Raw genomic sequence first — 17,722 nt, 5'->3', positions numbered from 1 at the left:
TGGAGATCGTCAGTCCATCAGAACTTCACAGTGACGCCACCGTAAACCGTCGACTCGGTGCAGCTCTTCGTGCTCTGCCCCGTCGCGGCGATGGTGCAGACGCCGGGCATGGCGTTGTGGTCGAGGCCGAACTTGTTCTGCCAGTAGCGATAGGCGACCCAGAGGTCGACGAAGTGCGAGTACTTGTCACCCCACACGGCCTTCGACGCGTCGAAGGTCAGGCGGATCGGCTCGCTGTTCAGCTCGGTCTTGGACGCGGTGGAGAAGCGGCCGATGCCCGAGAGCGCAGGAAGGCCGTTGGAGTCGCCCTTCGGACCGTACCAGCCGGCGCGGCCGCTGATCGACCAGAACTGCATGTTCGGCGGCAGGAAGCCGAGGTCCATGTAGTAGTTGATTTCAACGGCCCAGGTCGGCCGGTAGCTGACATTGCCGTCCGAGTTACAGGTCACGCCCGCAACGCCAGCGCCGAACAGGCCGCACTGCGTGAAGGCGTTGTGGTTCAGGAACTCGTAATACATCAACGGCGCGACGTTGATGTAGCCCTTGTAGGGAAGGTCGAAGGCGAACTGCAGACCGGCGACGACGTCGCGCTTGGCGGGCGCGAGGAAGTTGTTCTCGGTGTTGGCGTCCATACCGACTTCGAACGAGATGTTGTGCAGCGGCCCCATGGTGAAGGCCTTGGTATTGAAGATCTCGTTCCAGCCGAACGTCGAGCGGAACAGGCCGTAGATCTCGGTCGCGCCGGCGCAGTCGGCGGCGCCGCCGGTGATCGTTACGCCCGGCGCGGTGCAGGGCGAAGCGGGATCGTTCTTGCCCGACTTGAACATCGAGATGGTGAAGAAGTTGGTGCCGTAAGCCCACAGATCGAAGTGGGTGAACGAGTAGACCTGCTTGGGGGTGGTGCCGTTGATGGTGCCGTTGGGATTGACGCTCCACATGCCGGGATCGGTGCCCTTGGGCATCCAGGAGAAGGTGACGCGGTTGTCGATCACCAGGAAGAACGGGACATCGGCCGCCTTCTTGGCAGCCTTGACCGGCAGATCCGCCGCCTGAGCCAGGCCCGAGGTGGCGAGCGTAGCAAGTGACAGCGCGGCGGCTGCAATTGCCCTGAAACGAAACGACATCCTGAATACCCCCAAGTTTGGACACGTAAAAATGAACGTCCCTTGGGTGCGACACTTGCGCCGATCTCCCGGGGTGAGAAGCCTCAACTTTTTTCAAGGCATGGCGCATGTTTTGGCAGCAGAGAGCGCTTCATTGCAGGATTTTGCTGGTTCTTGCGCTTCGCGATCGCGTGCGCGCGACTCTGCGATATCAGGTTTTGCCGGACACTCCGTTTTGATTTCGTTTGTCTTTTGCGTCGGCCGCGCATGACCGACGTGATTGCCGATTGCGATCGTCGTCGCGATTTTGAATTGCATACGCGTGCTGGCGCGATTTTGCTCAACTTCACCTCAAGGCTGCACAGCGGGTTCCGATTTGGTTTGAACCGTCACAAATTTGCAACAGGCTTCCAGTGCGGGAGGCGACGGTAACGGCTCGTGAGCGGCGGTTCGAGACGCTCTTCGATCGACAAGGGAGCGCGACTCGCGACACCAGCCGCCCTGCCGCAGCGTTGAGCAAGGGATGACGCTTTTTCACACCTTACGCGGCGGTTCAAACTAGCCCAGTATTGAGGCACTTCACCCATGCAAGCGCATCAGCGAATGTTAGATCCGACGCCTAACGGCCTGCATTCCGGCGAGTCCCCGTTGCTTCAGACGGTCGGGCTGACCAAGCGCTATGGTGATTTCCTCGCCAACGATTCCATCGACATCGACATCTGGCCCAGCGAGATCCACGCCCTGCTGGGCGAGAACGGGGCCGGCAAATCGACGCTGGTGAAGTCGATCTACGGGCTGATCCAGCCCAGCGCCGGCGAGATCCGCTGGCAGGGCCAAGCAATCGTGCTGTCCGGCCCGTCCGAAGCGCGCAGCCGCGGCATCGGCATGGTGTTCCAGCATTTCTCGCTGTTCGACAATCTCACCGTCGCTGAGAACGTCGCGCTTGGCCTGGACGGCAAGGAATCTTTCAAGGACATGTCGGCGCGCCTGGAGCAGGTGTCGAAGACCTACGGACTGCCGCTCGATCCCAAACGCGAGGTCTGGCAGCTCTCCGTCGGCGAGCGCCAGCGCATCGAGATCGTCCGCGCGCTGATGCAGGATCCCAAATTCCTGATCCTGGACGAGCCGACCGCGGTGCTGACGCCGCAGGAAGCCGATCAGCTCTTCATCGTGCTGGAGCGCCTCAAGGCCGAAGGCCGCGCCGTCCTCTACATCAGCCACAAGCTTGAGGAGGTGAAGCGGCTCTGCGACACCGCCACGATCCTGCGCGGCGGAAGAAAGGTCGACACCTGCAATCCAAGGCTCGAGACCGCAGCCTCGCTCGCACGCATGATGGTCGGCGGCGAGATCAAGGAAGTGAAGGCACCGGCCGGCCGGAAGACCACCGTGCCACGGCTCGTCGTCAACGATCTCTCGCTCGCCCCGAACGAGGCGCATGGCGTCCGACTCGAGCACATCTCGTTCGAGCTGAAGGGCGGCGAGATCCTCGGCATCGCCGGCGTTGCCGGCAACGGACAGGACGAACTGTTTGCAGCCCTCTCCGGCGAACGCCTGTCGAAGGACCCCGGCACGGTCGTGATCGAAGGTATCGCCGCCGGCCATCTCTCCATCACGCAGCGCCGCAAGCTCGGTGCGGCCTTCGTGCCCGAAGAGCGGCTCGGCCACGGCACCGCGCCGCGCATGAAGCTGTCGGAGAACGCACTGCTCACCGGGCATGCCGCCAGCGGCATGGTTCATCACGGCTTCATTGACACCGCCGCAACACTGAAGACCGTCGACCGCGCGACCGAAACGTTTGACGTCCGCAAGGCCAAGCGCGATCCGGAAGCGGCGAGCCTCTCCGGCGGCAATTTGCAGAAGTTCATCGTGGGCCGCGAGATCCTGCGCAACCCCGCGGTGCTGGTGGTGAGCCAGCCGACCTGGGGCGTCGATGCCGGCGCAGCCGCGGTCATCCGGCAGGCGCTGCTCGATCTCGCCACCGCCGGCGCCGCCGTGCTCGTGACCAGCCAGGACCTCGACGAGCTCGCCGAGATCGCCGACCGCATCGCCGTGATGTTCCACGGCCGGCTGTCCGCGCCGCTCGCCACCGCCGATGCGACGCGCGAAAAGCTCGGCCTTCTCATGGGCGGCAGCAGCCTGGATCCAAAGGAGGCCGCGCATGCAGTTGGTGCTTGAGAAGCGCGCCGAGCGCTCCAACACGATCGCGCTGGTCTCGCCGCTCATTGCGATCGGGCTGACCATCCTCACCATGGTCATCCTGTTCGCAATTCTCGGCAAGAATCCGCTGCTCGCCCTGCACGCCTATTTCATCGCGCCTTTGACCGACAGCTATTCGCTGCAGGAGATCGCGGTGAAGGCGACGCCGCTGGTGATGATCGCGATCGGGCTGTCGCTCTGCTATCTCGCCAATGCCTGGAACATCGGCGCCGAAGGCCAGTTCCTGATCGGCGCGGCCGCCGGAAGCTGGATTGCAGTGAAGACGCAAGGCACCGATGCCGGCGTCTGGGTGCTGCCGGTGATGCTGGTGCTCGCCGCCGTCGCAGGCGCGCTCTACGCGCTGATCCCGGCGATCTGCAAGGTGAAATTCGGCGCCAGCGAAATCCTGACCAGCCTGATGCTGGTCTATGTCGCCGATCTCTTTCTCGACTATCTCGTGCGCGGCCCCTGGCGCGATCCGCAAGGATTTAATTTCCCGACAACGGCCGAGTTCGATCCGGTCGCAACGGTGCCGCTGTTGATTGAAGGCGGGCGACTTCATCTCGGCTCGATCATCGCACTCCTGGTCGTGGCCGCGGCGGCGGTGCTGCTGGGTCGCACCATCAAGGGTTTCGAGATCCGCGTGGTCGGCGCCGCGCCACGCGCTGCACGGTTCGGCGGCTTCAACGCCAATCAGCTCATCATCCTGACCTTCGCAGTGTCGGGCGCGCTGGCGGGCCTTGCCGGCATCATCGAGGTTGCGGGCCCTGTCGGGCATCTGCAGCCCGGCATTTCGCCGGGCTACGGCTTCACCGCGATCATCGTTGCCTTCCTCGGCCGGCTGAACCCGCTTGGAATATTAATTGCAGGCCTTTTTCTCGCACTGACCTTTATCGGCGGCGAGCAGGCGCAGATCGCGATGAAGATCCCGTTGGATGTCACCAAGGTGTTTCAGGGCATTCTGCTGTTCTACGTGCTCGCCTGCGATTCCCTCATTCTCTACCGCTTCAAGCTGGTGTTCCCGAACCGACAGGTGACCCGTGGAGCTGGTTGAAGCCATCATCCTGGCGGTGCTCGCCGCGTCGACACCGCTCCTCATCGCGGCGACCGGCGAGCTCGTGACCGAGCGCTCCGGCGTGCTCAATCTCGGCGTCGAGGGCATGATGATCGTCGGTGCGGCCTGCGGTTTTGCCGGCGCCTGGCTCACCGGCTCGATCTTCATCGGCGCGCTGTTCGGCATCGTCGCGGGCATGCTGATGTCGCTGGTCTTCGCGCTGATGGCGCTCGGGCTCGCCGTCAACCAGGTCGCAACCGGCCTTGCGCTGACCATCCTCGGCATCGGGCTGTCCGGCCTGATCGGCGCCGGCTTCGTCGGCGAGCGCATCACGCCGGCCGTGCATCTCTACATCCCCGGCCTCACTGATATTCCGCTGATCGGCCGCGTGCTGTTCGGCGAGGATGCGTTCGTCTATTTCTCCGTCGCATTGATCATTGGCGTCTGGTGGTTCCTGTACCGCACGCGGGCGGGATTGATCCTGCGCGCCTGCGGCGACAATCATGTTTCCGCGCATGCGCTCGGCTATCCCGTGCTGCGCATCCGCACCTTCGCCGTGATGTTCGGCGGCGCCTGCGCCGGCCTTGCCGGCGCCTACCTGCCGCTCGCCTATACGCCGTTCTTCATTCCCGGCATGACCGCGGGACGCGGCTGGATCGCGCTGGCACTCGTCGTGTTCTCGTCGTGGCGGCCGGGCCGGCTCGTGGTCGGCGCCTACCTGTTCGGCGCGGTGACGATCCTGCAACTGCACGCGCAGGGCTGGGGCGTCGGCATTCCCTCGCAATTCATGTCGGCGCTGCCTTACCTCGCGACCGTCATCGTGCTGGTCCTGCTCTCTCGCGCGCGCACCGGCGGCTCGACCGCACCGGCCGCGCTCGGCACTGTGTTCGTGCCTGACCGCTGACGTTTCAATTCCGCGACGTGCGCGATGGGGCGCGCACGTTGCGGATCGTGGCTTTCCCCTGATGTTTGGAGATTGATGATGAGGAAATCAGTTCTTGCGCTCGCTGCCGGGCTTTTGCTCGCCGGAAGCGTCAGTGCAGCCTCCGCCGCCGACAAGCTGAAAGTCGGCTTCATTTACCTCGGCCCGGTGGGCGACCTCGGCTGGACCTACCAGCACGAGCAGGGACGCCTGGCACTGGTGAAGGAGTTGGGCGACAAGATCGAGACCACCACGCTCGAGAACGTGCCTGAAGGCCCCGACGCCGAGCGCGCCATCGAGCAACTCGTCCGCGCCGGCAACAAGCTGATCTTCACGACGTCGTTCGGCTACATGGACCCGACGCTGAAGGTCGCCAAGAAATATCCGAACGTACACTTCGAGCACGCCACGGGCTACAAGCGCGACAAGAACATGTCGACCTATTCGGCCAAATGGTATCAGGGCCGCTACATCCAGGGCTTGATCGCGGCCAAGATGTCGAAATCAGGCGTGCTCGGCTATATCGGCTCGTTCCCGATCCCCGAGGTGGTCTCCGGCATCAACGCGACGATCCTGGCGGCGCAGACCATCAACCCGAACATCAAGGTCAAGATCATCTGGGCCAACACCTGGTTCGATCCGGGCAAGGAAGCCGACGCCGCCAAGGCGCTGATCGACCAGGGTGCCGACGTCATCATGCAGCACACGGACTCGCCGGCGGCGATGCAGATTGCCAGCGAACGCGGCAAGCTCGCCTTTGGCCAGGACTCCGAGATGATCAAGTTCGGACCGAAGACCCAGCTGACCTCGATCCTCGACACCTGGGGCCCCTATTACATCGAGCGCGTCAAGGCCGAGCTCGGTGGAACCTGGAAGTCCGAGGACACCTGGGGCGGCCTCGACAGCCACATGTTCGCGATGGCGCCCTACACCAACATGCCCGACGACGTGAAGAAGATCGCCGAGGATGCCCAGGCTGCGATCACGACGGGCAAGCTGCACCCGTTCAAATGCCCGATCGTTGGGCAGGACGGCAAGGAGGTCGAGTGCAAGGGCGGCGCCAATCTCGCTGACGGCCAGATCCTCGGGATGAATTTCTACGTGAAGGGCATCGACGACAAGCTGCCTGGCAAGTAGCACGCTTCTTGCATTGCCTAAATCACCTGCTCCTCCCGGAGGAGGTTCGGAGGGGGTGGCCAGAAGCACCCGGCACTTGTGGTCGCCCCCTCTTTCTACTTCTGCTTCTATTTTTCCCGGTTCATCCCGTCTGCATCGCCCGCGCCGCCGAACTGTGGCGACGGATGAGATCGGTGACATCCAGTCCCGGGATCGCGCCGTCGATCACCGCCCATTTTCCCGCCACCATCACCCGGTCGGCCCGATGCGCGCCACACAGCACCAGCGCGGCCAAGGCATCGCCGTGACCGGAGAAGCGCAACTCGTCGAGCTTGAACAGCGCGAGGTCGGCCGCCTTGCCGACGGCGATCTCCCCGAGTTCCGGACGGCCGACACAGGCTGCAGACCCCTTGGTGGCCCAGCGCAGCGCATCCTTGTGGCTGACCTTGGTCACGCCGTAGCGGGCCCGCTGCAGCAGGAACGCGGCGCGCACCTCCTGCATCAGGTTCGATCCGTCATTCGAGGCCGAGCCGTCGACGCCGATCCCGATGCCGACACCGGCCTCCTCCATCTCGCACACCGGGCAGCAGCCCGATGCCAGAAGCTGATTGCTGCACGCGCAATGGCTGATGGTCGTCTTCGCCTTGCCGAGCCGCTTCATCTCGTCGGCGTTGAAGAAGATGCCATGGGCGAGCCAGCTGCGCGCGCTGAGCCAGCCGCATTGCTCGAGATAGTCGAGCGGGCGACAGCCATACATCTGCTGACAGAATTTGTTCTCGTCCTCGGTCTCGGCGAGATGGGTGTGCAGGCGCACATCGAGCTTGTCTGCGAGATCGGCAGTGGCGCGCATCAGAGACGTCGTCACCGAGAACGGCGAGCACGGCGCCAGCGCGATCTGCACCATCGCATCCGCGCCGCGCTGGTGATACTTGCTCACCACGCGCGCGCTGTCAGCGAGGATCGTGTCCTCGTCCTGCACGACGCTGTCAGGCGGCAGGCCGCCGTCACGCTGCGACAGGTTCATCGAGCCGCGCGTCAGCAGCACGCGCACGCCAAGCCGTTTGGCGACGTCGACCTCGATATCGACGGATTCCTCGAGCCCCGCCGGGAAGACGTAGTGATGATCCGTCGTCGTCGTGCAGCCCGACAGCAGCAGCTCGGACATCGCCACGGTGACGCCGAGCCGCAAGCGCTCCGGCGTCAGCTTCGCCCACACCGGATAGAGCGCCTGGAGCCAGGGAAACAGCTCGCGGTCCATCGCCGCCGGCAGCGCCCGGGTCAGCGTCTGGTAGAAGTGATGGTGCGTGTTGATCAGGCCCGGCAGCACGACGCGCTCGCCCGCATCGAACACCGCGACATCCGCAGTCACGGGCGTGCCGCCGGTCGGCACCAGCTCGACGATCCGGCCATCCTTCACCACGATCCCGCGCCCGGCGCCGTCGGCGAGAATGGCCAGGGGATCCCTGATCCAGATCGGCTTTGCGTCGCTCATGACCCCGGTTCTCCTCACATTCGCGCGACGGACATCCAATGCGGACGCCGTCCTGCTACGACTTGTTTGTTGCGACTTGGCTCCGGTCTTGCAAGACTCATGTGCACGATTCACCGGGCGGAAGCTTTGGCGCAGCCATGGATTTGAATACCATCACGACGGTGGCCCATCCGCAAACGCGCGCGCAACTGCCCGTTTGGACGCCAGGTGATGCTTGGCTTGCAGGCGGCACCTGGCTGTTCTCCGAGCCCCAGGCGCACCTGAAACGGCTGATCGATCTCACCGACCTCAAATGGCCGGCGCTGACGATCATGGACAGCCATCTCAGCATCGCCGCCACCTGCACCGTCGCGCAGCTCGACGGTTTCGCCTGCCCGCCCGACTGGCTCGCGGCACCGTTGATCGGCCAGTGCTGCCGCGCCTTCCTCGCCTCATTCAAGATCTGGAAGACGGCGACCGTCGGCGGCAATGTCTGCATGTCGCTTCCGGCGGGACCGATGATCTCGCTCACCTCGGGGCTCGACGGCGTCTGCACCATCTGGAAGGCCGGCGGAGGCGAACAGCAGATTCCCGTCATCGACTTCGTCACCGGCAACCAGCGCAACCGCCTGACGCCGGGCGATCTGCTCCGGCAGATCGATATCCCGCTTCCCGCGCTGAAGCGCCGCACGGCGTTTCGCCAGATCTCGCTCGCACCGGTCGGCCGCTCGGCGGCGCTGCTGATCGGGAGCCTCGATGCCGACGGCACATTGGCGCTGACGGTGACCGCTTCGACGGTGCGGCCGATCCGGCTGTCCTTTTCCAAGGCCCCGGACGCATCTGCGCTTCGCGACGCAATCGCGCAGCAGATCACGGACGATCTCTATCACACCGACATCCACGGCAAGCCGCTCTGGCGCAAGCACATGACGCGGCGCCTAGCCGAAGAGATCCGCGGCGAACTGCTCGGAGCAACGCGGGCATGAGCTTCGAGGTCAACGGCAACACATTTTCTCAGGCGCCGCGCGCAGGGCAATGCCTGCGCACGTTCCTGCGCGAGCTCGGACATTTCGGCGTCAAGAAGGGCTGCGATGCCGGCGATTGCGGCGCCTGCACCGTGCTGCTCGACGGTGAGCCCGTGCATAGCTGCCTGATCCCGGCGTTCCGCGCCGAGGGGCGCACTGTGACGACGATCGAAGGCCTCGGCGGCGAGACCGGCGCACATCCGATGCAGCAGGCCTTCCTCGATGCGCAGGGCTTTCAATGCGGCTTCTGCACCGCCGGCATGATCCTGACCTGCGCCTCGCTGAACCAGGCGCAGCGCACCGATCTCGGCTCCGCGCTGAAGGGCAACATCTGCCGTTGCACCGGCTATCGTTCGATCGAGGACGCGCTGCTCGGCAAGCTCAATGTCGAGGAGAGCGTCGAGCCCGGCGCCGCCTTCGGCCGCAGCCTGCCGGCGCCCGCAGGCCCCGATGTCGTACGCGGCAAGGCGCGCTACACATTCGACACCGAGATCGACGGCCTGCTGCACATCAAGCTGCTGCGCTCGCCTCATGCCCACGCGAAGATCGTCGCGATCGACATTTCGGACGCCCTTCGCGTTCCCGGTGTGCACGCGGTGCTGACGCATGCGGATGCGCCGTCGGTGCTGATCTCGACCGCGCGGCACGAGAAGGATTGGATGGACCCCGAGGACACCCGCATCCTCGATGACGTTGTCCGCTTCATCGGTCAGAAGGTTGCAGCCGTCGTCGCCGAGACTGAAGGCGCTGCGGAGGAGGCGTGCCGCCGGATCAAGGTCGATTACGAGATCCTGCCCGCGCTGATCGATCCGGAGCAGGCGATGGCGCCGGGTGCGTCGATCATTCATCCCGACCGCACCACCGCGAACCGCATCGCCGATCCCCAGCGCAACCTCGCAGCTGAGACGCACGGCGAATACGGCGATGTCGCGGCCGCGCTCGCCACATCGGCCGTCACTTACGAGGCCACCTTCCACAGCCATCGCGTGCAGCACGCAGCGCTGGAGACCCATGGCGGCATCGCCTGGCTCGATGCTACAGGCGTGCTCAACGTCCGCACCTCGACGCAGGTGCCGTTCCTGACCCGACGCGCGCTCTCCGATATCTTCGAGCTTCCCTTGGACAAGGTCCGCGTGTTCTGCGAACGCGTCGGCGGCGGCTTTGGCGGCAAGCAGGAGATGTTCGTCGAGGACATCCTTGCGCTCGCCGCGCTCAGGACCGGGCGGCCGGTGAAGCTGGAGCTCACCCGCGAGGAGCAGTTCATCGCGACCTCGACGCGGCATCCGATGCGGGTTCACATCAAGGCCGGCGCGGATACCGACGGCAAGCTCACCGCGCTCCAGCTCGACGTGCTCTCCAACACCGGCGCCTACGGCAATCATGCCGGCCCGGTGATGTTCCACTCGCTGTCCGAGTCCATCGCGGTCTACAATTGCCCGAACAAGCGGGTCGACGGTTACGCCGTCTACACCAACACGGTGCCATCGGGCGCCTTTCGCGGCTATGGCTTGCCGCAGACGCTGATCGCGATCGAGGCCGCGATCGACGAGCTGGCGAAGCAGCTCGGCATCAGCCCTTACGACATGCGCCGGCGCAACATCGTCAGGCTGGGCGATCCCATGCTGTCGCCGCCGCCGTCGGAATTCCACGACGTGCTCTATGGCTCCTACGGGCTCGACCAGTGCATCGACCTCGTCGAACGCGCGATGCAGGCCGATGGTCCGCAGCCGGAGCTGTCGCCGGAATGGCTGATCGGCGACGGTGTCGCCTTGACCATGATCGACACCGTGCCGCCCGCCGGCCACATCGCCGACGCGATGATCGCGCTCAACGACGACGGCGGCTTCGATCTCACCGTCGGCACCGCCGAGTTCGGCAACGGCACCAGCACCGTGCACCGGCAGATCGCAGCGACGACGCTGGCAACCATTGTCGACCGCATCCATCTGCGCCAGTCCGACACCGCCCATGGCGGCCACGACACCGGTGCCTATGGCAGCGCCGGCACCTTTGTCGCCGGCAAGGCGACGCATGACGCGGCCATACAGCTTGCGACCGAGCTGAAGGCAGCGGCTGCAGACGCCTGGCTGTGCAGTGCCGAGAGCTGCACGCTCGAGGGCGAGGCCGTCGTCAGCGGCGTGCGGCGGATGTCCTTTGCGGAACTTGCCAAGCTCGCCCGCGAACGCGGCCAGCCGTTCGCCGCGCACGGCAATTCCGGCGGCACGCCGCGCTCGGTCGGCTTCAACGTGCAGGGCTTTCGCGTCGCCGTGAACAAGGGCACCGGCGAGCTCAGGATTCTCCGTAGCGTGCAGGCGGCAGACGCCGGCGTTGTCGCCAATCCCATGCAGTGCCGCGGCCAGGTCGAAGGCGGCGTCGCGCAGTCGCTCGGGGCCGCACTGTATGAGGAGATGGTGATCGACGCCGCGGGGCGCGTCACCAACCCGAAGTTTCGCGACTACCATCTGCCTTCCTTCGCCGATGTGCCGCGCACCGAAGTGCTCTTCGCCGAGACGTCCGACACGATCGGACCGCTGGGCGCGAAGTCGATGAGCGAGAGCCCGTACAATCCGGTCGCCGCCGCACTCGGCAATGCGATCGCGGACGCCACCGGCATCCGTTTCACCGCACCGCCCTTCAAGCCGGACCGGCTGTTTCCGGCGCTGCACGACAAGTTCGGCTAGGCACATGTTTCGGGGGCTGCATTCATGACCAGTGAAGTCCATCCGGTCGACGAAGTTCTGCCGATCCCGCGCCTCCTGGCACTCGGGCTCCAGCATGTGCTGGTGATGTATGCGGGCGCGGTCGCCGTGCCGCTCATCATCGGGCGCGCGCTGAAGCTGCCGCCGGAGGACGTCGCCTTCCTGATCAGCGCCGATTTGTTCGCCTGCGGGCTTGCGACGCTGGTGCAATGTCTCGGCTTTCCCGGCGTCGGCATCCGCCTGCCCGTGATGATGGGCGTGACCTTTGCCTCGGTCGGCCCGATGCTGTCGATGGCGGCTTCCCCGGATATCGGCCTGCTCGGCATCTACGGCTCGGTCATCGCAGCCGGCCTGTTCGGCATCATCGTCGCACCGTTCGTCAGCCGGCTGCTGCCGCTGTTTCCGCCGGTCGTCACCGGCACCATCATTCTCGTCATCGGCATCTCGCTGATGCGGGTCGGCATCAACTGGGCCGGCGGCGGCCTGCCAACGCTGACGAAGGTGATCGACGGCATTCCCGGCAGCTTTCCCAATCCGGCCTATGGCCAGGTGCAGGGCCTCGGCATCTCGCTGTTCGTGCTGCTGTTCATCCTGGGCCTGATCAAATGGGGCACCGGCTTCGTCGCCAACGTGTCCGTGTTGCTCGGCATCATCGCCGGCGCGGTGCTCGCGAGCATCCTGGGCGTGATGCATTTCGACAAGGTCGCGGCTGCCTCCTGGGGCGCGCTCGTCATCCCCTTCCGCTTCGGCGTGCCGCAATTCCATCTGGTGCCTGTCATCACCATGTGCGTCGTCATGATCGTGGTGATGATCGAGTCGCTCGGCATGTTCCTCGCGCTCGGCGACATCACCGGCAAGGCGATCGATCGCGAAGCCCTCAGCCGGGGCTTGCGCGCCGACGGCGTCGGCACGCTGCTCGGCGGCATCTTCAATACCTTTCCCTACACCTCGTTCTCGCAGAATGTCGGCCTCGTCTCGGTGACAGGCGTGCGCTCGCGCTGGGTGACGATCACAGGCGGCTGCATCATGCTCGTGCTCGGGCTGCTGCCGAAGCTCGCGGCGCTGGTCGAGGCGGTGCCGCTGGTTGTGCTCGGCGGTGCGGGTCTCGTGATGTTCGGCATGGTCGCAGCCACCGGAGCACGCATCCTCACCTCGGTCGATTTCCGCACCAACCGCTACAATCTCTTCATCGTCGCGGTCTCGATCGGCTTCGGCCTGATCCCGCTCGCAGCACCTGGCTTCTTCCGCAATCTGCCGCACGATCTCCAGCCGCTGCTGGAGTCCGGCATCCTGCTCTGCGCGGTCGTCTCGGTGCTGCTCAACGCGTTCTTCAACGGCCTGAGCGGCGGCGCGGCAGCGGAAGCCGATGCAGCTTCCGTCGCTTCATCCGCGCAGCATGTCTAGCTGCCGCGATAGGTCGAATAGCTCCAGGGCGTGACCAATAGCGGCACGTGATAGTGGCTTTCCGGCTCGCTGATCGCGAAGCGCAGCGGGATCTCGTCGAGGAACGGCGGATCGGACAGCGGCACGTTGCGCTCGGCGTAGTATTTCGCGACGCTGAAGCGAAGCTCATAGCGGCCGATCGGCAGCGGACGGCCGCCGATCAGCGGCTGGTCGGTACGGCCGTCTGCGTTCGTCACGGTGCGCGCGATCACGCGGCTCTCGCCGAGATTCGCGAGCTCGACGAGCTCCACCGGGATGCCGGGCGCGGGCTTGCCGGCGTGATTGTCCAGCACATGCGTCGAGAGCCGGCCATGCACCTTCAGCTTGTCGTCGGCGATGACGAGCTGATCGAGCCGCAGCGCCGAGATGCGGCCGATCTCCTCGATCGCGCGGCGCGTCTCAGTCTTGGCGATATTGCGCAACCGCGTCTCGAAGTCGTTCAGCACCGAATCCTTGGTGTGGCGCCGCACGCAGACGATATAGGGGATGCCGAACTTGTCGCGGTAGGCATTGTTGACGCGCTCGAACGCGGCGTATTCGGCGTCCGACAGCCGGTCGAGGCCCGCGCTGTTCTGCTCGTCGGTCGATTCCGCCGTGAGCCCCGCCGCACGCTGGGTCTTGTTCGCGAGATCGGGATGCGCGCGGATCAGCGCGAGCTGCACGTCGGGCTCGGCGCTCTGGATCGCCGCCATCAGCGCCGCATGCAATTGATGGATGCCGGCGAACGGACGTTGTCCGGCGAGCTGCTCGGCGATCCACGGCGAATATTCGACGACGTTGGCGAGCGCCGCGACGAAATCGGCCTTGCTTGCAGCATTGAGATCGGCGAGCGAAATTTGCGACATCACAGCCTTACCCGATCTCGAACGCATCAGCGGCCAGATGCGCGTGCTTGTCGTGCCAATGCTGCGCGATCTGAAGCCGCGTCGGCACCCAGACCCGCTCGTGCTTGCCGATATAGTCAAGGAAGCGGATCAGCCCCGCAGCGCGGCCGGGCCGTCCGGCGAGACGGCAATGCAGCCCCACCGACATCATCTTCGGCGCGGTCTCGCCTTCCGCATAGAGCACGTCGAAGGCGTCCTTCAAATAGGTGAAGAACTGCTCGCCTTCGGCAAACCCTTGCGGATTGATGAAGCGCATGTCGTTGGCATCTAACGTATAGGGAATGACGAGCTGCTTGCCCTTCGCGCCCTTGACCCAATAGGGCAGATCGTCGGCATAGGAGTCGCAGAGATAGAGGAAGCCGCCCTCCTCCATCAGCAGACGGTTGGTGTTGATCGAGGAACGCCCGGTGTACCAGCCGAGCGGCCGCGCGCCGGTGGCCTCGGTGTGGACGCGGATCGATTCGGCGATCTCGGCGCACTCCTGCGCCTCGGTCATGTCCTTGTGCTCGATCCATTTCAGGCTGTGGCTCGCGATGTCCCAGCCGGACTCCTTCATCGCCGCAACGATCTCCGGATTGCGCTTCAGCGCGGTGGCGACACCGAACACGGTGGTCGGCCACTTCCGCTCACTGAACATCCGCCACAGCCGCCAGAAGCCGGCGCGCGAGCCATATTCGAACATGGATTCGATATTGGCGTGGCGCTGGCCCGGCCAAGGCTGCGCGCCGAGCACGTCGGACAGGAAAGCCTCCGACGCGCGATCGCCGTGCAGGATGTTGTTCTCGCCGCCTTCCTCGAAATTGACGACGAACTGCACCGCGACCCGCGCGTTGCCGGGCCATTGCGGATGCGGCGGATTGCGGCCGTAACCGCGGAGATCGCGCGGGTAGCGGGCGTCAGTCACTCAGACTTCCTCGAAGCGGATCGGCAGTGCGCCCTTCCACAGCACGCTCTTGCCGAGGGTCGCGAGATTCTCGAGGCCCGAGGTCACAGTGATGAAGTGATTGCCGGCGAGCTGGCCCATCTTGCTGGCGAAGCTCACGCCGCCATAGGCCATCAGGATCTCGGTCTCGCTGATGCCGCCGGGATAGAGGATGATCTGGCCGGGCGCGGGATAGCTGGTGTGGTTCTCGTAGCCGACACCGAAATCGAGGTCGCCGAGCGGCATCCAGACCGCCTCGCCGCTCCAGCGCACATGGATGATGTGGCTCTCGAACGGCAGCGCCTTGCGGAAAGCCGCGACGGTCTTGGGCGCCGCCTGCTCCTCGAAGCGGGCATCGAAGGTGAAATCGCCGGCGCGGATAACGAGTTTGCTCATCTCATCTCTCTGGATCGGGGGCCAAGGGATCGCGGAGGCCCCACGGTGAATTTTCAAGCAAAGAGCATTCCAGACGACGTCGCGCAAGTGGCGAGGCGCCTCACCGGCGGTCGTAGGACCAGCCGAAAATGCCGCTCCGCCGCGTCTCCGGCTCCGCCTCGGCGGCTGCCGGCGGAGGCGGCGCCTCCTTCAGTTCCGCCTGCGGCGGCGGCGCGGGCGGCGCCGGAAGGTTCTCGCATTTCATGGAATAGACCAGCTTGCCGTCCGCGGTCCGCCCGATCGGGGCACACGGGTCGGGATGCGCCGCCGAGCTCTTCGGGGTCAGCTTGACCTGCGCCGCGGCCGGCGAGGCAATCAGGAGGAGAACCAGCAGATATTTCGACATCGTTGTCGCCGGGAAACCAAAGTCTGGAATTCGCCCCTATTGAACCGGATTGCGGCAGCCAAGTCCATCTGCCCCACAGGGGCGATTGCCGAATATTTAGCCGAGAGCAAAAAACTGGCTCGCCCCATCGTGATGGCCCCGCGTCCGATCGTGACGCTGTCGCGGCTGATATTCGGCAGGCCCATCGCCATGTCAGCCCCGACGACGAACACATGAGACAGTTTTCCTCACAGCCGGAGTCGTCGTCACGGGAGAAACAACCATGCGAAAGACCTTTGCCATTCTCGGCGCAACCCTGATTGCCGCCGCCACCATCCAGACCGCCGCGGCCAGCGATCGTCACCACGTCCGCAAGGCGCATCCCGCGCCCATCACCCAGTCGGTGCGCGACTCCAATGCGGCCATGTGGCCCTCGCAGCCACCCGTGCCCGACTGGTCGCGTTACGCCAACGGCGCGATGTCGGCGCCGGCGGGGCGGTAGAGCTGGACGCGTAGAGCGATCGAGCGCGACGGCCCCAACATCGTCATTGCGAGGAGCTCTTGCGACGAAGCAATCCAGAATCCCTCCGCGGGAAGACTCTGGATTGCTTCCGCCTTCGCCAAAGGCTTCGGCGGACAAGTCGCGGCGCTCGCAATAGCAGCGCAGTTCTCCGAACGCGCACTCGTAGGATGGGTCAAGCGAAGCGAAACTCATCGCGCATCGTCCTCGTCGAAACATGATGGGTTTCGCTTCGCTCTACCCATCCTACGGGACTGAGACACGCCTCCACATTCTCGCGGCTCACTTCGCCCGAGCTTTGCTTGGTCACTCCCCCCTCTTTGCCAAGAGGGCGCAGGGAAGGCCGGGTGCCGGCTGGCACCCGCGGTCCGCTGCGCGAATGTCGCGCAAAAGAACCGCACAGCAGCATACAGGTGTAGCCGATCACACGGCCTTCCCTGCGCAGTGGTTGGACGGCTTATGCCGTGCTCTCCCGGGAGCCGAATTCCTTCTGGCCTCCCTCACTCCTGCGAAAATCGCCGGCACCGCGCCGGTTGACGCGATCACCGCATCCGCAAGAGCTTGACCGTAGCAACGACGGCCAGGACCACACGGTTTTGCCGTACGCACGGCCCGCACTTCGCCGCAGTTTTCCCGGCCCTGTCGACGGAGCCGGAAACTTACTGGCGAGACGAACCTGACAGCGCCGTTCGTCCGCACGAAGTTTGGGCTCACGGAGAGCAATCCGCCCTGCCCTGGCCTGGCCTGGCCTGGCCTCTCGTGCCGACGCTGCCGCGTCCACCGCAACCCGGCTCGCGTATCGTGACGACAACATGATCGCCCCTCCCGATGAGCCGGGATGACGACTGATACGACAATTCCGAATTTCGGTAAAGCGGAATATTTTCAGGCGAGCGGATTGACACCCTTCGCGGGTGTTTTGCCCGTCGGGTCACGCGCCCCCATCGCCAGCCCTCAATACGGATTGTAGTAGTAGCGCGGTCCGCCATAGTACCCGGGACCGGGGCCGTAATAGCGCGGGCCGCCATAATAATAATTGTCGTAATACTCCTGGCGCCGGCTCTCGGCGATCGCGCCGCCGATCAGACCGGCCGCGACGCCCATGAAGGCGAGGCCCGCCGCGTTCGGTCCGCGCCGGTAATAGTGACGACGCCGCGCGGCGCTGAAATCGGTCGCGTTGGATGAGCCTTGACCCGCCACCGCAGCGGTTGGGGCCTTGGCCGTCGCCGGGGACGCGGCGGTCGAAGGCGAGACGGACGCCGCGACCAGGGCGAGACTGGCGCATGCGGCGAGCGCAATGTTGCGGCCGACCCTCGTATTCATCGACTTGTCACTCATCTCAACGTCCTCTGCTCTCGCCTAAAACGGAATATGGAAACGGCAAACAACGCGCAAACCACTGAAATGGTTTCATGATCGCGGCGATCTGCCACGCTTTGAACGATTGTAAACCGAACAACCTGATCCAGCTTGCACCACGCAACCTGAGCGGATAATGAACAGCCGCGCGCCGTTTTCCGGTCGCCGTAAGCGTTCACGTGAACCAACGCATCAACCGACGCCGTCGGGATCGATGCCATTTTCAAGGGTTCACCGTGACTGACGCG

Annotated in this window: 16 protein-coding genes; 8 read left to right on the top strand and 8 right to left on the bottom strand. The window is 64.8% G+C overall.

Features of this window, described 5'->3' with window-relative positions:
- Nucleotides 1–17 precede the first annotated feature (17 nt).
- Both VGR99_RS10130 and VGR99_RS10125 read right to left on the bottom strand, forming a co-directional pair.
- Nucleotides 18–1,124 carry a hypothetical protein gene (locus VGR99_RS10130; RefSeq protein WP_326898200.1) on the bottom strand — a complete coding sequence of 369 codons (1,107 nt, stop codon included), beginning with the start codon at nucleotides 1,122–1,124 and terminating at the stop codon, nucleotides 18–20.
- A 93-nt stretch (nucleotides 1,125–1,217) separates the two neighbouring features.
- The gene (locus VGR99_RS10125) at nucleotides 1,218–1,421 is read right to left on the bottom strand and encodes a hypothetical protein (RefSeq protein WP_326898199.1); all 204 of its coding nucleotides are present in this window, start codon (nucleotides 1,419–1,421) and stop codon (nucleotides 1,218–1,220) included.
- A gap of 285 nt (nucleotides 1,422–1,706) precedes the next feature.
- On the opposite strand from VGR99_RS10125, the gene VGR99_RS10120 reads away from it, so the two are divergent.
- The 4 genes from VGR99_RS10120 to VGR99_RS10105 all read left to right on the top strand — a co-directional run bounded on the left by VGR99_RS10120 (nucleotide 1,707) and on the right by VGR99_RS10105 (nucleotide 6,412).
- The gene (locus VGR99_RS10120; RefSeq protein ID WP_326898198.1) at nucleotides 1,707–3,278 is read left to right on the top strand and encodes an ABC transporter ATP-binding protein; all 1,572 of its coding nucleotides are present in this window, start codon (nucleotides 1,707–1,709) and stop codon (nucleotides 3,276–3,278) included.
- A complete protein-coding gene (locus tag VGR99_RS10115; RefSeq protein ID WP_326898197.1) occupies nucleotides 3,262–4,353 on the top strand; it encodes an ABC transporter permease in 1,092 nt (363 codons plus the stop codon). Before VGR99_RS10120 ends, VGR99_RS10115 begins: the two co-directional genes overlap by 17 nt.
- A complete protein-coding gene (locus VGR99_RS10110) occupies nucleotides 4,340–5,257 on the top strand; it encodes an ABC transporter permease (RefSeq protein WP_326898196.1) in 918 nt (305 codons plus the stop codon). The genes VGR99_RS10115 and VGR99_RS10110 overlap by 14 nt, the downstream gene beginning before the upstream one ends.
- A gap of 78 nt (nucleotides 5,258–5,335) precedes the next feature.
- The gene (locus tag VGR99_RS10105) at nucleotides 5,336–6,412 is read left to right on the top strand and encodes a BMP family ABC transporter substrate-binding protein (protein WP_326898413.1); all 1,077 of its coding nucleotides are present in this window, start codon (nucleotides 5,336–5,338) and stop codon (nucleotides 6,410–6,412) included.
- A gap of 121 nt (nucleotides 6,413–6,533) precedes the next feature.
- On the opposite strand, the gene VGR99_RS10100 is transcribed toward VGR99_RS10105, so the two are convergent.
- Nucleotides 6,534–7,883, bottom strand: coding sequence for an 8-oxoguanine deaminase (locus tag VGR99_RS10100; protein ID WP_326898195.1), 1,350 nt, complete (start codon nucleotides 7,881–7,883; stop codon nucleotides 6,534–6,536).
- A gap of 137 nt (nucleotides 7,884–8,020) precedes the next feature.
- Between VGR99_RS10100 and VGR99_RS10095 the strand changes: the two genes are divergently transcribed.
- The 3 genes from VGR99_RS10095 to VGR99_RS10085 are packed head-to-tail and all read left to right on the top strand — an operon-like array spanning nucleotide 8,021 to nucleotide 12,990.
- The gene (locus VGR99_RS10095; protein WP_326898194.1) at nucleotides 8,021–8,848 is read left to right on the top strand and encodes an FAD binding domain-containing protein; all 828 of its coding nucleotides are present in this window, start codon (nucleotides 8,021–8,023) and stop codon (nucleotides 8,846–8,848) included.
- Complete coding sequence (locus VGR99_RS10090; protein ID WP_326898193.1) at nucleotides 8,845–11,568, top strand: molybdopterin-dependent oxidoreductase; 2,724 nt, start codon at nucleotides 8,845–8,847, stop codon at nucleotides 11,566–11,568. Before VGR99_RS10095 ends, VGR99_RS10090 begins: the two co-directional genes overlap by 4 nt.
- A 24-nt stretch (nucleotides 11,569–11,592) precedes the next feature.
- Nucleotides 11,593–12,990 carry a nucleobase:cation symporter-2 family protein gene (locus VGR99_RS10085; RefSeq protein WP_326898192.1) on the top strand — a complete coding sequence of 466 codons (1,398 nt, stop codon included), beginning with the start codon at nucleotides 11,593–11,595 and terminating at the stop codon, nucleotides 12,988–12,990.
- Here VGR99_RS10085 and uraD read toward each other — a convergent pair.
- The 4 genes from uraD to VGR99_RS10065 form a co-directional block, all read right to left on the bottom strand.
- Nucleotides 12,987–13,874 carry a 2-oxo-4-hydroxy-4-carboxy-5-ureidoimidazoline decarboxylase gene (uraD, locus tag VGR99_RS10080; protein WP_326898191.1) on the bottom strand — a complete coding sequence of 296 codons (888 nt, stop codon included), beginning with the start codon at nucleotides 13,872–13,874 and terminating at the stop codon, nucleotides 12,987–12,989. The two genes, VGR99_RS10085 and uraD, sit on opposite strands and share 4 nt — an antisense overlap.
- Before the next feature lie 7 nt (nucleotides 13,875–13,881).
- Nucleotides 13,882–14,817, bottom strand: a complete 936-nt coding sequence (gene puuE / locus VGR99_RS10075) for an allantoinase PuuE (RefSeq protein ID WP_326898190.1) — start codon at nucleotides 14,815–14,817, stop codon at nucleotides 13,882–13,884.
- Nucleotides 14,818–15,231: a DUF3830 family protein gene (locus VGR99_RS10070; RefSeq protein ID WP_092022597.1), complete on the bottom strand. Its 414-nt coding sequence runs from the start codon at nucleotides 15,229–15,231 to the stop codon at nucleotides 14,818–14,820. It lies immediately after the preceding gene.
- 100 nt (nucleotides 15,232–15,331) lie between these two features.
- Entirely contained in the window at nucleotides 15,332–15,616 is a 285-nt protein-coding gene (locus VGR99_RS10065) for a hypothetical protein (protein ID WP_326898189.1), read from the bottom strand.
- Between the two features lie 262 nt (nucleotides 15,617–15,878).
- On the opposite strand from VGR99_RS10065, the gene VGR99_RS10060 reads away from it, so the two are divergent.
- Nucleotides 15,879–16,097 (top strand): hypothetical protein, encoded by a 219-nt coding sequence (locus VGR99_RS10060; RefSeq protein WP_326898188.1) that lies wholly within the window; start codon nucleotides 15,879–15,881, stop codon nucleotides 16,095–16,097.
- Nucleotides 16,098–17,069: 972 nt separating this feature from the next.
- Here the strand turns inward: VGR99_RS10060 and VGR99_RS10055 are convergent.
- The gene (locus VGR99_RS10055; protein ID WP_326898187.1) at nucleotides 17,070–17,453 is read right to left on the bottom strand and encodes a hypothetical protein; all 384 of its coding nucleotides are present in this window, start codon (nucleotides 17,451–17,453) and stop codon (nucleotides 17,070–17,072) included.
- Nucleotides 17,454–17,722 lie beyond the last annotated feature (269 nt).

Origin of the sequence: Bradyrhizobium sp., from assembly GCF_035935975.1 — a bacterium.
Taxonomy (GTDB): Bacteria; Pseudomonadota; Alphaproteobacteria; order Rhizobiales; family Xanthobacteraceae; genus Bradyrhizobium.
This window is presented reverse-complemented; position numbering and strand designations above follow the sequence as displayed.

Excerpts from the sequence above, each read along its gene's own strand:
- VGR99_RS10090 (WP_326898193.1), top strand. The coding sequence starts at position 8,845 with ATGAGCTTCGAGGTCAACGGCAACACATTTTCTCAGGCGCCGCGCGCA.
- VGR99_RS10085 (WP_326898192.1), top strand. The coding sequence starts at position 11,593 with ATGACCAGTGAAGTCCATCCGGTCGACGAAGTTCTGCCGATCCCGCGC.
- VGR99_RS10070 (WP_092022597.1), bottom strand. The coding sequence starts at position 15,231 with ATGAGCAAACTCGTTATCCGCGCCGGCGATTTCACCTTCGATGCCCGC.
- VGR99_RS10115 (WP_326898197.1), top strand. The coding sequence starts at position 3,262 with ATGCAGTTGGTGCTTGAGAAGCGCGCCGAGCGCTCCAACACGATCGCG.
- VGR99_RS10125 (WP_326898199.1), bottom strand. The coding sequence starts at position 1,421 with ATGCAATTCAAAATCGCGACGACGATCGCAATCGGCAATCACGTCGGT.
- VGR99_RS10095 (WP_326898194.1), top strand. The coding sequence starts at position 8,021 with ATGGATTTGAATACCATCACGACGGTGGCCCATCCGCAAACGCGCGCG.
- VGR99_RS10060 (WP_326898188.1), top strand. The coding sequence starts at position 15,879 with ATGCGAAAGACCTTTGCCATTCTCGGCGCAACCCTGATTGCCGCCGCC.
- VGR99_RS10105 (WP_326898413.1), top strand. The coding sequence starts at position 5,336 with ATGAGGAAATCAGTTCTTGCGCTCGCTGCCGGGCTTTTGCTCGCCGGA.
- uraD (WP_326898191.1), bottom strand. The coding sequence starts at position 13,874 with ATGTCGCAAATTTCGCTCGCCGATCTCAATGCTGCAAGCAAGGCCGAT.
- VGR99_RS10120 (WP_326898198.1), top strand. The coding sequence starts at position 1,707 with ATGTTAGATCCGACGCCTAACGGCCTGCATTCCGGCGAGTCCCCGTTG.
- VGR99_RS10100 (WP_326898195.1), bottom strand. The coding sequence starts at position 7,883 with ATGAGCGACGCAAAGCCGATCTGGATCAGGGATCCCCTGGCCATTCTC.
- VGR99_RS10065 (WP_326898189.1), bottom strand. The coding sequence starts at position 15,616 with ATGTCGAAATATCTGCTGGTTCTCCTCCTGATTGCCTCGCCGGCCGCG.
- VGR99_RS10055 (WP_326898187.1), bottom strand. The coding sequence starts at position 17,453 with ATGAGTGACAAGTCGATGAATACGAGGGTCGGCCGCAACATTGCGCTC.
- VGR99_RS10130 (WP_326898200.1), bottom strand. The coding sequence starts at position 1,124 with ATGTCGTTTCGTTTCAGGGCAATTGCAGCCGCCGCGCTGTCACTTGCT.